10 protein-coding genes are annotated in these 16,014 nt (G+C 45.2%); 2 read left to right on the top strand and 8 right to left on the bottom strand.

Features of this window, described 5'->3' with window-relative positions:
• Positions 1–40: 40 nt before the first annotated feature.
• From EXU57_RS15315 to EXU57_RS15305, 3 genes are read right to left on the bottom strand one after another with little or no spacing between them, the layout of a single operon-like run.
• Positions 41–1,420 (bottom strand): RagB/SusD family nutrient uptake outer membrane protein, encoded by a 1,380-nt coding sequence (locus EXU57_RS15315; protein ID WP_133269192.1) that lies wholly within the window; start codon positions 1,418–1,420, stop codon positions 41–43.
• A gap of 35 nt (positions 1,421–1,455) precedes the next feature.
• Positions 1,456–4,101: a SusC/RagA family TonB-linked outer membrane protein gene (locus EXU57_RS15310; protein WP_133269104.1), complete on the bottom strand. Its 2,646-nt coding sequence runs from the start codon at positions 4,099–4,101 to the stop codon at positions 1,456–1,458.
• A 48-nt stretch (positions 4,102–4,149) separates the two neighbouring features.
• On the bottom strand, positions 4,150–4,560 hold the full coding sequence (locus tag EXU57_RS15305; protein WP_133269103.1) for a carboxypeptidase-like regulatory domain-containing protein: 411 nt from the start codon (positions 4,558–4,560) through the stop codon (positions 4,150–4,152).
• A 741-nt stretch (positions 4,561–5,301) separates the two neighbouring features.
• On the opposite strand from EXU57_RS15305, the gene EXU57_RS15300 reads away from it, so the two are divergent.
• On the top strand, positions 5,302–5,880 hold the full coding sequence (locus tag EXU57_RS15300) for a hypothetical protein (protein ID WP_133269102.1): 579 nt from the start codon (positions 5,302–5,304) through the stop codon (positions 5,878–5,880).
• Positions 5,881–6,481: 601 nt separating this feature from the next.
• Here the strand turns inward: EXU57_RS15300 and EXU57_RS15295 are convergent.
• Positions 6,482–6,934, bottom strand: a complete 453-nt coding sequence (locus EXU57_RS15295; RefSeq protein WP_165958164.1) for a BON domain-containing protein — start codon at positions 6,932–6,934, stop codon at positions 6,482–6,484.
• Positions 6,935–7,781: 847 nt separating this feature from the next.
• The gene (locus EXU57_RS15290; RefSeq protein WP_133269100.1) at positions 7,782–7,970 is read right to left on the bottom strand and encodes a hypothetical protein; all 189 of its coding nucleotides are present in this window, start codon (positions 7,968–7,970) and stop codon (positions 7,782–7,784) included.
• 509 nt (positions 7,971–8,479) lie between these two features.
• On the opposite strand from EXU57_RS15290, the gene EXU57_RS15285 reads away from it, so the two are divergent.
• Positions 8,480–9,265: a polysaccharide deacetylase family protein gene (locus EXU57_RS15285; RefSeq protein WP_207955493.1), complete on the top strand. Its 786-nt coding sequence runs from the start codon at positions 8,480–8,482 to the stop codon at positions 9,263–9,265.
• Between the two features lie 496 nt (positions 9,266–9,761).
• On the opposite strand, the gene EXU57_RS15280 is transcribed toward EXU57_RS15285, so the two are convergent.
• The 3 genes from EXU57_RS15280 to EXU57_RS15270 all read right to left on the bottom strand — a co-directional run bounded on the left by EXU57_RS15280 (position 9,762) and on the right by EXU57_RS15270 (position 15,983).
• Positions 9,762–12,764: a DNA polymerase III subunit alpha gene (locus EXU57_RS15280; protein WP_133269099.1), complete on the bottom strand. Its 3,003-nt coding sequence runs from the start codon at positions 12,762–12,764 to the stop codon at positions 9,762–9,764.
• A gap of 942 nt (positions 12,765–13,706) precedes the next feature.
• The gene (dinB, locus tag EXU57_RS15275; protein WP_133269098.1) at positions 13,707–14,885 is read right to left on the bottom strand and encodes a DNA polymerase IV; all 1,179 of its coding nucleotides are present in this window, start codon (positions 14,883–14,885) and stop codon (positions 13,707–13,709) included.
• Between the two features lie 399 nt (positions 14,886–15,284).
• Positions 15,285–15,983: a dihydrofolate reductase family protein gene (locus tag EXU57_RS15270; protein ID WP_165958163.1), complete on the bottom strand. Its 699-nt coding sequence runs from the start codon at positions 15,981–15,983 to the stop codon at positions 15,285–15,287.
• Positions 15,984–16,014 lie beyond the last annotated feature (31 nt).

Raw genomic sequence — 16,014 nt, 5'->3', positions numbered from 1 at the left:
CGAAACGACATTGATCGCCTGATACCTTGATCCACGTTATCTAATACAAAGGATTCTGCTGCATGTTTCTGTTGGCCTTTATTTCAGCATCGGGTAATGGAAATGTATACTGTGCCTGTGCCGGTGTTAACAACACAGCGCCAAGTGCGTTGATGGCATCTGCAGGTTCCCGGACAACGTTTAAGTTGCGTCGTCTCAAATCGAAAAAGCGATGACCTTCGAAAGCGAGTTCTTTGAATCGTTCGTTGTAAATCACGTCAATGAGCTCCGGTGCACCGGAAAACGTTTGGTTGTTATAGCCATTGATCCTGGCAGCCCGCAGCTCATTGAGGTCTGCCGCAGCTTCGGCGAGCTTTGCCGTTTCTGTATATGCTTCCGACCTTACGAGGTACATTTCGCCGGTGCGGTATAGTTTTACATCTGCAAGGTTTACCGTAGTAGTTCCGCCGACATATTTGACCACGATATTGGGTGTTTTACCAGTGCCCCGGGTATTGTCGATTTTAATGTAAGCGTTAAAACGGATGTCGTTTGTTTTATCAAAAAGGTTCATGAGTTTCATGGAAGGTGCATACAAAACAGTGTTGTTGGTGTTGAAGTAGAAGGCTCCAAGTAAGCCATCGGCCGTGCTTGCCCTTTTAAGCTTCCAGTAAACTTCAGCTTCGGAGCGGTCTTTCCAGATATCCGGAAACTGGGTTTTGGTTGCAAGCGGTAACAGGTTGATCGCCTCAGTGGCGTACGTAATTGCATCGACCCAGTTCCGTTCGTAAAGCGCTACCCGTGCCTGCATTGCGGGAATGGCTGTCCTGGTGATCCGGCTTCTATCGGCAAAAGATGCGGGGAGTAATGATTTAGCAGCAGTCAGGTCGCCCTTTATCTTAGCTATACTTGCTTCGAAAGTGAGCCGAGATGGAAGCCCTGTTTTTGACTCTTCCATATAGGCGATACCAAGAGCACCCGGCTCGTAGCGTGAAGCAAAATTGCGCAAGAGTTCGAAATGGCAATAGGCTCGCAAAGCGAGTAGTTCGCCACGATATCTTTCTTTCACTTCGGTTTCAGCAGCCGATGAAGGAACGATATCCAGCGCTGCAAGTACCCGGTTAACCCGGTCGATGCCGATATAGTTTTCGCTGAAGGCGCCAGTGATCGTACCGTTGCTGCCATCGTATTGCCACCGATGGGTGGCGACACCACCACCAGTGGAATTTTCGGAGGGGAGCATGCATTCGTCGGAAACCAGCGAGGTATTGCTGATATGGCTGGTGCCCAACACCGCATATGCGCCTATGATACCAAGGTTGATATCGGCCAGACTCCTGAACGCCTTGGTGGCATCGATGCTGTCGGTAGGGTAGAGGTCAAGTTGCTTTTTGCAGGAGAAGCCAAGTACAACAAGTAAGCTGAATAAACAACTTAGCATCCGATTGCTATTAATATAAAACATAGTTGAGAAAATTAGAAGTTAACATTAAGTCCTGCAGTATAGGTTCTTGGACTTGGATAGCTGTACCGTGCATATTCATTGCCGTTCTCAGGGTCAAAGCCTCTCCACTTCGTCCAGACGTGCAGGTTTTCGGCTTGTACAAAAAGATGTATTCCCCTAATGCCGCCAATGCGGTTAACAAGTTGTATCGGGAGATTATAGCCTATATTCAGATTTCTGAACCGGATAAATGATGCATCGTAGATGTCGCGGGAGGTATAATTCCGTGGTGCCCCTATTCTTGGCAGGATGGCGATATCGCCGGGCTTTTTCCACCGGTCGTATAACATGCGTGTTGACTGGTTGCTGGTTCTAAAGCTTGGATTTTCGTTGTAATAGTCTTCGTTGTTGTAGCGGAACACCTTATCCATATATGAAAACAGCGCATTTATGCTTAGGCCTTTCCAAAGTAAAGAGGTGTTTAAACCACCGGTTACTGCTGGCAGATAGGTGCCGAACTCGGCCACATTCAGTTGTGCGGCGTTGTACGTGGTTGTAATTTGTCCATCGCGGGTATAATACTGAGGGTTACCTGTCGCAGGGTCTACACCCGCCCATTTGGGCGCAAAATGACTACCAAGAGGCAATCCAACCCGAACGATACCGGTAAAGCCATTTTCGAATTCGTCTGAGCCTCCGAGGTCGACAACCTTGTTTTTATTATACGAGTAGTTGCCCCCAACGGTCCAGGTAAGGGTTTTGTTTTTTATCACGTCAACCTGCAGGTCAACCTCGATACCGCGATTGTTAACCGACCCGCTATTGATTAAAGAGAAGCTAAAGCCGGAAGTAATGGACAGTGGCCGGTTGAAGAACAGGTTAGTCGTGGTTTTGTCGTACACATCCATGATCACCCGGATACGGCGGCTCTTAAGTAAGCCAAGATCGAAACCGACGTTAGCTTCTTTTGCATATTCCCAATCATAATCGGGATTGCCCGGTGCTGAAGGGCGAATGCCCTGGTTGCCGCCGTACGAAGTAGAAACATAGGTGGCTACATAACCAAAGTCGCGGCTAAACGGGCTTGCAGTTGTGCCATAACTCGCCCGAACACGAAGACCTGAAACAAGATCAACGTCTTCAAGAAAATTTTCCTTTTTAGCTTCCCAGTTTAGGCCAATGGAATAGAAGCCATGCCACCGGTTGTTTGCAGGAACGGTTGAGGAGCCATCATAACGGTAGCTTGCATTCAGGGTATACTTATCGTTGAAAGTATAACGTCCGATGGCAATATAGGAGTTCAGCGCGCTACTGGTTCGTGATCCCGCGATTACCGGGATAAAGGAATTTGTTGCTGAGCCTGCGGTAATGCCGGCTGGTGTCTCGGGTAGACGGCCCTCGATCCCATAGCCTATGTAATTGAAGTTTTTGCTGTCGTAAAAGTTGTATTCGAACAGGCCGGAGACTTCGATATCGTGCAGGCTTGCAAACTTTTTTGAGTAGGTTAGCCCTGAGGTTGAGGTGAAGCCGAAGTACCGGCGTGAACCCTCAGAAAAGCTCCCTTTCCGACCGTTTGTAACCCTTGTTCCTGAGTACGAGTCGGGGTTAATAAATGCTTCGTCAAGCGTCTGGCGGAAGTCGATCCCAAACCTGGTTTTTGCGACCAGCCCATCAGCAATGGTATAATTTAAGGAGGTGCCCCATATGCCTTTTAATTGGTTTGACTTGTTGCTGGTGTTCAGTAACCGTTCATAGGCATTACTTCCTTCGCGGAGATCCATTACCGGGAACCGGCTGGTATTACCGGAGTGTACCAGGGTATCATTGGGATAAAATGGATATTCGTAAGGAAGCGCATAGTATACTGCCGATAAAGGATTGTTTCCACTGCTGGCACCTTCCGACTCGATAAAACTCGACGCAGCGTAGCCCAGCGTAAGATTAATGCTACCCGTAAAACGCTTTGTATTGAAGTCTACATTGTTTTTAAGGGTGAACCTTTTCATGCCTGAGCGTACTGCTATACCCTCCTGGTTGTAGAAGTTTAGTGAGCTATAAAAGCGGATGTTTTCAGATCCCCCACTTGCACTAAGCTGTTGTTCCATAAACTTACCCGTTTGAAAGAAAAACTTTCTCCAATCCGTATTAATGTTTCGCAGGCTGTCGAGGATGAAGTCGTAGCGTTGTTGTTCGGCAGGGCTTTTTGTCGCATAAACCGGGTTTTTGCTAGAGTACGTCCAACCGGGACCGGCATTGGCGGCGTTGGTTTCCAATCCCACTTCTTCTTCAAACCTAAGGTGTTCGGCTGCATTCATCATTTTAAAGGTTGGAGAAGAGAGGTTTGAGAAACCATACTGCGACTTGTAGTCGAATGCTATCCGGCCAGATTTGCCCCGTTTAGTCGTGATGACAATTACCCCATTGGAACCCCTTGACCCGTACAGGGCTTTGGCTGAAGCATCCTTCAAAACGGTGACGGACTCGATATCGGAAGGATTAATGTTTTGCAGATTGCCGCTTTCAATGGGGATACCGTCCATAATGTAGAGGACGCTGGTGCTTCCGGTGATGGTATTAACTCCGCGTAAGGTAACGCGGGCAGATGCGCCCGGTTGCCCCGAGCCTGAGGCCACAACCAACCCGGGAACCCTTCCCTGAAGTACCTGGTCAACTGTCATGGGAACCTGATTTATCTTGTCGGCAGTAACTGTTGTAGCAGCACTCGCCTATTGGCTCCTGTTGTACGCGGTATACCCGGTAACTGTTACTTCTTCGAGTGCCCTTGTGCTCTGTTGAAGGACAACGTTTATTTCGGTTTCGTTCTCCACGATCACTTGTAAGGTGGAATAGCCAACCAGGGAAAATACAAGCGCACGCACCCGATCGGGAGCACTGATGCTAAAAGTTCCATCGGCATCTGTCAGGGTTCCTGCCGAGGTGCCGGCAACACTTACCGATACATTCTGGAGCGGTTTATTGTCGTTACCGACAACCTTACCTTTAATAGTAACAGGCGGAAAGAATGCCTTTGCCTGTATCGGAATTGCGGTAATAAGCACCAGGGTAAGTAGCACAAGGGCGGATAATACACGCCGCAAACAGGACCATTCCATGCGCAAGGGCACATTTTGTCTCATAATCTTGATTTTACATGTTTACTGCCGGGTGACAACGGTAGGGTAGCTGTTGGTTTTGGATAGTTCCTGCAGGTTCCTGTCATCAAATCGTAAAAGGAAATTATCATTATTATTGATAAGTATAAAAAGATATATTCCTGGTGGACGTAATCAGGATGCACGGTAAATGAAGCATGCTTTACTAATATGCGTTAGCGTACCGTAAACAGGGTAGATGGGATTACAGGAGACGAGCAAGGTGTTGGTGCCGTCATAAAAGGTGTTTATGGCCGCATTTGTACGTGCCCCCGTTTTGATTGCAGCCGCCGGCTCCTGAATTAGTAATGGTACAATATCGTATTCACAGCACCAATCGAGTTACAGATAGCCCAGCGATTGGGGGGTCGTAAACTTATGCGATCACATCTGCTCACTTCAGTTTAAGTTTTTGCGGTTCGAAAGTTCAGGACGGTTTCCTTTTCAAAATGCACCACGTCGCAAGCTGCAATTTGCTGCACTTACCTGAAAATTGATAATCAGTCTGTTTTCAATGAGATTTTTTTGACATGACAGAATAGAGAAAAATTTTGCGTTTTCGGAACAATTAAATTTTCCGGGAACCGTTTTTTTTATGATCTGCATTTATTATCATGCATTTGGAAGGTAAGTTGAAGGAGTGTTCTCTTGATGAAATCCGGCAGCTTACGTTGACAAAATCGTTACACAATCTCCTGATCCCTAACAAAACCATCGTTTAAGAACATGAGCCGACTTGTCCTTACCCTCTTAACTTTGATCGCATGTTTCGCCACTTACGGACAGGAACATAGTAAACGGTGGATTGAAAATCCACTGCTGCAATGGGCAGACTTTGAAGGTGAGGTTAAGGATACAAGTAGATTTGATGCGGAGTGTTTTGCCAATGTAACCTACGACTACGTTTTCTACAGTCCAAACGAGTTTCAGTTTGAGGTTTATGCAAATTTCGACAGGTATAATTCGTGGCGTAAAAAAGAAATGCAAAGTGACGAATTGTTGCGGCATGAGCAATTGCATTTTAATATAGCACAGTTGTTTGCAGACCGGTTAAAATTCGAGTTTGAAAATTACATATATTCAGAAAATTATGAAGCTGAAATAGAGGAAATATTTGATAAGGTAAAAGCAGCTTATCACGATATGCAGAACTTATATGATGAAGAGACGAATCATTCTTTAAACAAAGAAAAGCAAGAAGAATGGGAAGAATACATTAACGATCAATTGTATAATTCCAAAGTGAAGATGGAGGTGGTTTACCAGGATTTGCCGATGAAAACAGGGACTTATTCCGCTTATTAAAAAGGTTATATAAATAGAAAAAGAACATCAACTAAATTCATTGTGTTAATCATGAATGTATTGCAAGTGTATTAATTATTAAAGGGCAAAATAAGGTAGTTTAACTTTAATCGAATTTATTGTTTGGTTCTAAATTAAATTTATTTTGTTCAATTGCGCTTTAGTTGTTGAATGCTTTATCAGCGCTGCTTAAATTTTTATTGTAATTGCTAATTTGCGCTTTGTATTTGTTTAAGGTGCAATTTATTTTTAGCCCGTTTTAAAATTGGTAAGTGCTGCCATACTGAAGTCCTAATCCCATATATTTTCTTGTAGGTGCTGCTTGAATTGTACGCAACCTAAAAAGAACTGACCCGGCAGTTTTGGTTTAACAACAAAACACACCAGGCCAGCCAATCTACTCGAGGGATGGAGTTTATCAACTTTCCTAATGGAACACGATATCAAAATCGTAATTCGCATTATTCAAAAACTCAGGGATAAGGTTTTCGAGTCCCGCCGGGGTTAACCCGTTTGGTTCGTAATACTCACTGAGCGAAGTTTTGTGTAGGGAGCAAAAGCAAGAATTACCCCTTAGTTACCCCACATTGCCTTTTAACTTTTATTGTTGTTGAATTACAGACAGGCTTGACCGTATTATTTTTGGCCGGAGTTCCTGGATTTCTGCAGTGAGCTTGTCTAACTCTTTATCTTCCACCTTACCCATCAGGTTTACCACACTGTCCCGGGTTACTGCTTCCACACTGGCGTATTTCATTAACACGCTGTCAACCGCAAGCTTCAACAACTGGTCGGTGCCAAGCACTACTGGGGCGACCTGGATGTTGCTGACCATGCCTTTAACCCCGTACAATTGCTTGACAGTACTTTCTACAGTGCTTTTTGCTTTCTCCTTCGGGCAATCTCCGCTTAAGATTACTGTTCCGTTTTCTAACCGGAAAACCACTCCTGCAAACTCGGTCGTTGTTTTTGCTTTTGTCGTTAGATCAGCTTTTATCGTTTTGTCTTTATCGGCGGAACTACAGGACGGTAACGGTGAGTAGCTGGAAAGCACCAATAATCGCCAACGCTTTTAGAGTTTTATGGTTCATAAAAATTCAAAGGCATCTGTAAGGCCTCAACTTTTTAAAAGTTATCGAAAGGGATAGTAAGCATTCAAGCTGATCGGGTCACAGGTTTTTCCTTGTAACGCAAATGGCTTGTTTCAATTGGCAGAACAACGTTCATGGTTATAGGTGGGAGAATTTGCGCAGTACGCGGATGTCCCGACACCTTATTTAGCAAATGCTTACCGAAATGCGTGTGTACAAAGAGGATTGGCTGATGTGAGAAGCTTTGCGGCGGGTTTCGTTCAGCAACGAAGTGTTATGCGCCCCTGTTACTTAAAAAAGTTTCCCGGTTTTTATTATCTGAGAATGCTATAGCCCTCCCGCCAGTCGGGTTAGTTTGTCCGAAAGCTGTTGCGGGTCAATCACTTTTACGTGCAGCACGGTGCTTTGCTTTCGGGTTTATCGCAATCATTGTTAACAATTAGCAAAATGTCGATGTTGGTTTCGTCAGTGCGTATTGCACGGGGAAAAATGGCACTGTTCCCTTTGTGTTATGGAAAATGATGCACATTCAGCATGATGGGCTGCCGGGCAGATCCAGCATAAGGTGTAGGAGGAAACAACAAGGCGATTAACGGACTATACTATAATGCCGGCAGGGCACCGGGTTGTTGGCCCGGGTGTCTGCACTATCCACGTTAGTTTGCAATTAATAGGGAGGCTGAGATGCTCCTGCAGTACGGGAGAAGAAGTTTAAGTAAAGTAGAACGGTCGGTTTCACTTGATGAACCGATGTTGGTTCAAGCACGGTACAAGCTATAAAACATTGAGGCTAACCAATTAGCCTCTTACTCAATTGGCACAAAATGTAAGAAAGATTTTCTTTTGAAAGATGGTCGACAAAATTTCTTCAAGTTCATCTTTTTGATAAAGCTTTGCTTCCAATTTGATGACACCGCATATCTGGTCAAGTTCTTCCAAAGAAGCACCCTCGAGAATATCGTCGATCAAGTCTACTGGGTAGGTAGGGGAGTAGGGCATCAGGCAAAACTAATTTAATGTTCTTATTTGGTTTATTTTCCGGCGTGGGTTTAAGATTAATTTTTACTTGAAATTTGCCTGGTACATGCTAACAAAGTTTAGCAGCGCACGAGGCAAAATCCACTTTCATCGGCAAAGATTGTCAACCATCAAAAGGCTTTCTGATTTTGCTCAAATTTTACCGTAGATATAAACGACGCTTAACGCATTAAATTGTTTGAGACAGGATGTGAAACATGGGCCCGGCTCATACAATTTAGCTATGATGAAAGTTGTGATTGCCAGAGTTGCACAGCGTACAGATTATTTTGCATATAATACGATTTCACAGTCCGGTATGGCCCATTCCGCATGCAGCATTAGCACGGCGTTTGTACATTCCAGCTTTGCACATTAGGTCAACAATGCCTGAAGCGGATGTCATAGAATGCTATGATTAAGTCGTCCGGGCGCAATACCTTTGGCGCAACCAAATCAATGAGGCCGGAAAAGGCCTTAATAATTCAACCATGATGAAGTCGATTTTTGCTTTACTAATGGGGATGTTATCGCTGACGAGCGCGGCGCAGGAGTGGAACGGGAAGAAAAGTGCAGTCGTGCTTACTTACGATGATGCTTTGAATGTGCACCTTGACAATGTCATTCCTGCACTCGATTCACTGAAATTGAAAGGCACATTTTTCCTGATCGGCTCATCACCAGCATTCACCGGCAGACTTGCCGAGTGGAAAAAGGTTGCGGCCAATAAGCATGAGCTTGCCAACCATACCATGTTTCATCCCTGCAATGGCAACCTTCCCGGAAGGAGCTTTGTTACAGCAGATTATAACCTCGCCACTTATTCGCTGAAACGGGTGCGCGACGAGATCAGGATGACCAACACGTTGCTATATGCCGTAGATGGAAAGCGGGAGCGAACATTCGCTTATCCGTGCGGCGATACTAAAATCAACGACTCACTTTACCTTGATGCGCTGAAAGGGGATTTTGTTGCTGCCCGGGGTGTTCAAAATGAGCTGGTACAAAAATCCCGTAGTGATATGTACAACATTGGTTGCTACAGCATAAACGGGCAGACCGGCGCAGAATTAATTGCGCTCGTAAAAAAAGCAATGGATGCTAAACAGCTAATTGTTTTCCTCTTTCATGGTGTTGGCGGAGAACACTCGCTGAATGTTTCTTTAAAAGCGCATAGCGAATTGTTGCACTTCCTAAAGCAAAATCAAAAAGACATTTGGGTGAGTACGTTTATTGAAGCCGCAAAGTTTGTAGGGAAGTCGGGTCGGGGGAGTTAAGGTATTCGGTATTGGGTATTGAGGTGTTGGGGTATTGGGTATTGAGGTATTCGGTATTGAGGTATTGGGTATTGAGGTGTTGGGGGGCGGTTGATAGGTTGAGTGGTGGATAAGTTGATAAGTTGATAGGTTGATTGGTTGAATGGTTGGTTGATTAGTTGGTAAGTTGATAGGTTGATAAGTTGATAGGTTGAATGGTTGATAGGTTGAGTGGTGGATAAGTTGATAGGTTGAGTGGTTGGTAAGTTGATAAGTTGATAGGTTGAATGGTTGATAAGTTGAGGGGCGGTTGATACGTTAATTGGTTGGTTGATTCGTTGAGTTGTTGATAGCTTGATAGGTTGATTGGTTTGTTGATTCGTTGAGTGGTTAATAAGTTGATAAGCGCAATACGCATCGGTGCTGCTATGAAAGGCAACAGTTGAACCGAGCGTGGCAACGGCTGCTAAATTGCACCACCAAAGCTAAGTACAAAAGAATCCGTGCACTGCTTGTTTTAAGGAGCAGGATCGTTTTCAGGAGTTGGATTAGCTGGTTCGCGAAGTGCTTGATTGGTTTGCAGAAACTCATTTGCCTGTTGTGACCGGTCTTTGATACCAATACGGCTGCAGTGTTCTACATCAATGCTGAATACACCGAATTCCGCTACAACCCTGCCCTTCATCCGGTAAAACCCTTTGCCATTTACCGGGTAGCGACTCGCCACCTGGGGAAAGAAAACAGTATCGAGCCAGTCGCCGGCTGCATCGATAAACGTATGAAAAAACATGGTTTCATTTTTTACCGTATGTACCGGCTTCGACGTAACCAGGTAACCCAACACCAGCACCTGACGACCAAGGTAAGTTTCAATGTTTCGCGCGGGGATGTACTTATCTAATGTTTCGTCAACAAGTTCAAAAACATTGCACAACGGAAAGCCAAGGAGTTCAATCTCGTCAATTGCATCATCCAAAGGTTTTTGGCTCAATACCGGAAGGCTGAAATGAACGGGTGCTTCCTTAAACAGGGTTTTACCGGTGCTATGACCCACGTTTTTCTTTTGTAAAAAATTCGCCTCCCACAAGAGCTCTTTTTTGTTTTTACCCGTAAACCTGAAGGCGCCGATACGAATAAGCAGGTTAAGTTGCTCTATGCCTGCATTGGTACGTTCGATAAAGTCCTGCAGGTGTTCATACGCGCCGTAGGCAATACGCTCATCCACCAATTTTGCAATCAGCCCCTGTTCGAGACCCTGCACGTGTATAAAGCCCATGTACACCGATGTGCCCTTGATAGAGGTTAGCAGGCAGGCGGCATTTACACACGGTAAATAAATGGTTGCGCCCGTTTTTTTTAACTCATGAAAATAGAGTTCGCGCGTATAAAATCCCCCGAAGTTGTTGATTACCGCCACCATAAACTCCATGGGATAATACGTTTTTAAAAACAGGCTTTGGTAGCTTTCAACAGCGAAGCTTGCCGAATGTGCCTTTGAGAAAGAATAGCCCGCAAAACTTTCGATCTGCCGCCACACTTCTCCGGATATCTGATCGGGATAGTCCCGTTCTTTACAAAGCCGGAAGAATTTATCCCTGATTTCTTCAAATTGTTTTCGGCCGCGGTACTTGCCGCTCATGGCCCGCCTTAGTACATCGGCTTCGGCCATGTCGAGCCCGGCAAAGTGATGCGCAACCTTGATCACATCTTCCTGGAAAACCATTACCCCGTACGTTTCTTTTAGCAACTCTTCCATTTTTGGGTGCAGGTATTCAAACTTATCGGGATTATGAAAACGATAGATATATTGTTTCATCATACCGCTTTGCGACACACCCGGGCGAATAATCGACGAAGCTGCCACGAGGGTTACATAATCGTCGCAACGGAGTTTCTTAAGCAGCTGCCGCATTCCGGGGCTTTCGATATAAAAACAACCAATCGTATCCGCATTCCTGATCTGTGCCGCAACCTTATCATCCGCTTTAAATTTTTCGATGGCGTGAATATCGATCGACAGGTTTTTATTTTCGCGCACCAGGTCCAATGTTTCTTTTATGTGGCCCAGGCCCCTTTGTGAGAGTACGTCGAGTTTAAACAAGCCAATTTTTTCGGCGATAAACATATCGATCTGGGAGGTGTAAAAGCCTTTCGGCGGAAGCTCAGTAACGGTATACTGATGCACCGGCTCATCACTGATGAGTATGCCACCTGCGTGAACGCTTAAGTGATTAGGGAAGTCTTTGATCAGGTTGCCATAGTGCAGTATCTGTTTCTGGATCTTATTGTCTTGTAACGGTGTTCCGTCGAGCTGATCGATTTCTTCTTTCGGTAATCCGAATACTTTACCCAATTCGCGGATGACGGCACGCCGCTGAAAGGTAACATAAGAGCCCAATAAACATACATGGTCGCGCCCGTATCGTTTAAAGATATAGTCGGTCATTTCATCACGATCTTTCCAACTGAAATCGATGTCGAAATCAGGCGGTGTAGCACGGTGTGGATTCAAAAAACGTTCAAAGTACAGGTCCAGCTCAATCGGATCCACATCGGTTATTTGCAGGCAAAAAGCAACAATCGAATTACCGCCACTGCCGCGGCCAACGTGGTAAAATCCACGGCTCTGTGCATAACGGATGATGTCGCAGGTGATCAGGAAATAGGCGTTGAATCCAAGGTTGTCGATAATCTTTAATTCTTTCACCACCCGGTCAGTAGCTTTTTTATTACGGGTACCATAGCGCCGTTTTAAACCGTCAATCGCGAGTTTTTCAAGTAATATGCGGTCATCGGCTTTGGATGCCGAATAAACCTGTTTTGTTTTATCGCTGCCAAAATCCATGTCGATCGTGCAGCTATCCAATACCTGCAGTGTGTTGGTGAGTATAGAAGGATACCTCGAAAATGCTTCAACCAGCGAAGCGGGCGACACAAAAGTTTCGAAGGGCTGTGCATAGTCTTTTGCTTCCTGTTTGCTTAGAATAATATTTTTATCAATTGCCCGCAGCAGCCGATGGACATTAAACATGGTTTTGTTCTGGAAAGTAACGGGTTGCCGGATAACGTATTTCGTTGGAAACCCGTTGGTCGCTTTATTGTACAACTTGTTTACTTCTGCTGGCTGAACACCGATCAATTCATTTGATTGAAGGGCTGCGGGTTCAATGCTGTTGATCGGGTAAATAATCAATACGTTTTCGTCGAAAACCGGGCGCAGCGGAAAGCAGGATTTGTTTTGCAGGTGCTGTGAAATAAAAGCATTGATTTGTTTAAAGCCATTGTTGTTGCGGGCTAATAAGATGTAAAGGAAAAGTGCCTCGTTACGGATTTCGGCGCCGGCGACCGGCTTAACTGCATGTTGCCTGCAGTAGTCAACAAAATCCCATATGTCGCAGGTGCTGTTAATGTTAGTTAGTGCAATTGTATTTACACCCATTTCCACTGCCGTTTTTACCAATTCTTCGGTACGGAAGGTGCCATATAAAAAGCTAAACCAGGTTTTACAATTCAGGTACAAGTGTGGGAGGAGTTAGCAGCGTGATTAATGTTTTTGAGGAATGAATTGAACGTGATAAACTTTGGGTTGAGTGTTACAGATTAAGCGTGATGATAAAAGTGTGTGTCGATTTAGTAGTTATTAATACAATGCCGTTTACTTACTAGCATTTTTTGGTGACCTGCCGAAGGAATTCTATTGGCCATCGTTGCCCGCCCGGATGAGTCCCCGCCAGAATGAATTCTTTCGGGCTGGCCGTTCGGACGGGTGTCACTCCCTTGTACCGCATTACTATATTCACCCAATTTCTGTAAACTAACTTAAGTAAACGACCTTGGTTATTAATAGATCAATATCGCCTAGTCAAGTACTTCATTTTTCTGGGCCCGACCATAGTGTTTCAATTAAGCACCCTTGCCTGCCCGGCTGAAGCCATTCGGACAGGGGCCTGGTACTCTTGTACTGAGGGTTACAATACGCAGCTTTAATGCAGTGGTAAAAGCTTAACTAAACATAGTTGTTGATCAATCTAGAACCGGCACGACTAATTACTAATCTGTCCAGATTAATATTTTTTGGTTACGGGCGGTGGAACATGAATTTGTGGTCGTTGCCAGCCCGGCGCGACTCCGTTCGGACGGGTGTTACGCCCTATTACCGAAAGTAATGCTATTGAGCCAGGGATGATGAGTTAAACTTCTGCATGATGAATTAAGCGTCATCAGTAAGTGTTCGTATTTGTTGTAATTCACGCACTCGAAAATTATCTTATCGCAAGCAACATGTGTATCATAACTGAATTTTGTTATCGTGTGTGAAAAGCGGTGATTGTAGCCCGATGAGTTGAACGAATATCGGACTAAGTAAAATGATTATGCCGTTTACTACCGGGCACCGTTACCGGTACTTAATGGAACTCTTCTTCGAAGATTTTTTAGCTTCAACATTGCCATGTTCATGTGATTATTTTTTACTGCTAATATTCCGTTTTGAATTAGTAAATCCTGCTGCGCGGGTAAGCAATTGTTCCCCAAATTGCTGTTTGATGCTATCGATTGCCTGGTAGAGGTTTACCGTTTCATGTGTATCTTCAAAAAGGTTGGTTTGGTAGTTGCCGGGAATAAGGTGGCTAAACCGCACCCCGATGAGCCGTAAGAGTTGCCGTCTCTTATACAATTTGGTAAAGAGTTCTTTCGCTTTCGTCAGCAATACATGGTCAGCAGCCGTATACGGAATTACAGACTGCATCGTCTCGGTTTGGAAATCGCTGTACCGGATTTTAACCGTAACACAGCCGGTAAGCTTATTTGTAGACCGAAGTTCAAAAGCGATCTTTTCCGTTAAGCGGGCAAGATCGCGCTGTAATGCCTGCACGTCGATGGTATCTGTTTCGAAGGTGTGTTCTGTTCCGATACTTCTTTGTTCGTGATAGGGTACGATTGGGGTTTCGTCGATCCCATTCGCCTTACGGCTTAAAGCGATCCCGTTTTTACCCAGCAAGTTTACCATCATCTCTACGGGTATCTGGCTCAGTATACTTATCGTTTCAACCCCCATACGCCGAAGCAATTCACTGGTTTTAGCGCCGACCATCGGCATTTTTTCAATCGCAAGCGGAGCAAGAAACCCTTTTTCCTCGCCGAATGCTATCTGGAGCTGTCCGTGTGGTTTGGCTTCATTTGTAGCAACTTTACTGATCAGCTTATTGGATGAGAGCCCGTAGGATACATTAAGTCCGCTTTCTCGTTCGATCGTTTTCCGCAATTCGACCGTGTACCGCGCGCATCCATAAAATCTATCCATGCCTGTCATGTCGATGTAAAACTCATCTATGGATGATTTTTCAAACAATGGAACCTGGCTGGCTACGATCTCCGTAACAAGACGTGAATGTTTGCTGTAGCTGTCCATGTCGCCACGAACAAGTTGTAATTGCGGGCATAACCTGCGGGCAAGTTTTACCGGCATAGCACTATGCACCCCAAACTTTCTGGCTTCGTAACTGCAGCAGGTAATAACACCGCGGTCGCTTTGTCCGCCAATTGCTATTGGTTTACCACGAAGCTTTGAATTTTTCAATAGCTCAACCGATACAAAAAAACTATCGAGGTCGAAGTGGGCGATATGTCGGTTGATATTCATCGGTTTGGCAGTACAAGATTACTAAATATTTTAGCAAACCAGGGCAGGGGACACTCCCTAAACTTATGCACAACCTGCAGGAGTGAAGATTCTGCCCGGGTTGTTTTAATCCACAACTGCGGTTTTAAAGCTGAATAGCCGGCGCCTCGGTCTTGTGCTTAAACCCCTGGGTCGGTTGTCCCTGGATGCGATTTAGATCACCCAACCGGAGTCCTGAAATGGTACATGTAGCGCGGTACTACTCCTTGCGGGGTCGCACTTCGGCCGATGGCTTTGCCGGTAGGTCTGTACAGCATAGTGCTACGGGGGAGATGTGTTCAACAGTCATCAACCAAACGAAATTGGTTTACCGTTGCGCACCCGGAAGTGCCCAATTATGAGCGAACAAAGGAACACTTGTTACCGCACGTTGCGGCCCTTTAGCACCAGGTAGCGGATCCAGAGAAAATCGTCGTAAATCCTTTTTGCCGACTTTATGGTGAAGCGGGTTGCTTTGCGCTTGCCATAGCCTTCTTCTGCTTCAAACACGGTTGGGGAGCCTATGGTACCATCGGCAACAGGGGCTAATACAAGGCTGAATTCATCAATAAGGCCCGCCTTTAGAAATGAGCCGTTTACATGTCCGCCTCCATCAATCCGGAGGATTTTGATGCCAAACAAGCGATAAAGCTTTTTAAGCACGAGTTTTAAGTCGAGTTCCGTGGTGCCCCCGAAGATATAAGAGACCCCGGTAGCTTTTAGGTGCTCCAGGTATCGACTGCTGACTTTTTCGGTCAGTACTTCAATAACCTGTTCAGTAGAGACCATATTCGTATCCCAGAAGCATTTGCCGGATGGATCAATCACCACAGCGTATGTTTTTGACACCTTTTCCGCTACAAAGTCTTCTTTCGGAATGTTTACCCTGCCCTTAGCCAATGGCGGCACTGTTTTGCTGGAAAATTCCTGCATCGTAGTGCGACCCACCAACCAGGCATCGGCCTTTATCCTGGCTGCTGTTTCCTCGAAATACTTGTGGTGATCTTTAAATCCCCAGATGTCTTGTTTAATACGACCGTCAACCGATCCCAGCATATGACTGATCACATATGGTTTCATGAAATTGTTTTTCATAAGTTTTCAATAATCG

The organism is Segetibacter sp. 3557_3 (assembly GCF_004354985.1).
Lineage (GTDB): Bacteria > Bacteroidota > Bacteroidia > Chitinophagales > Chitinophagaceae > Segetibacter.
This window is presented reverse-complemented; position numbering and strand designations above follow the sequence as displayed.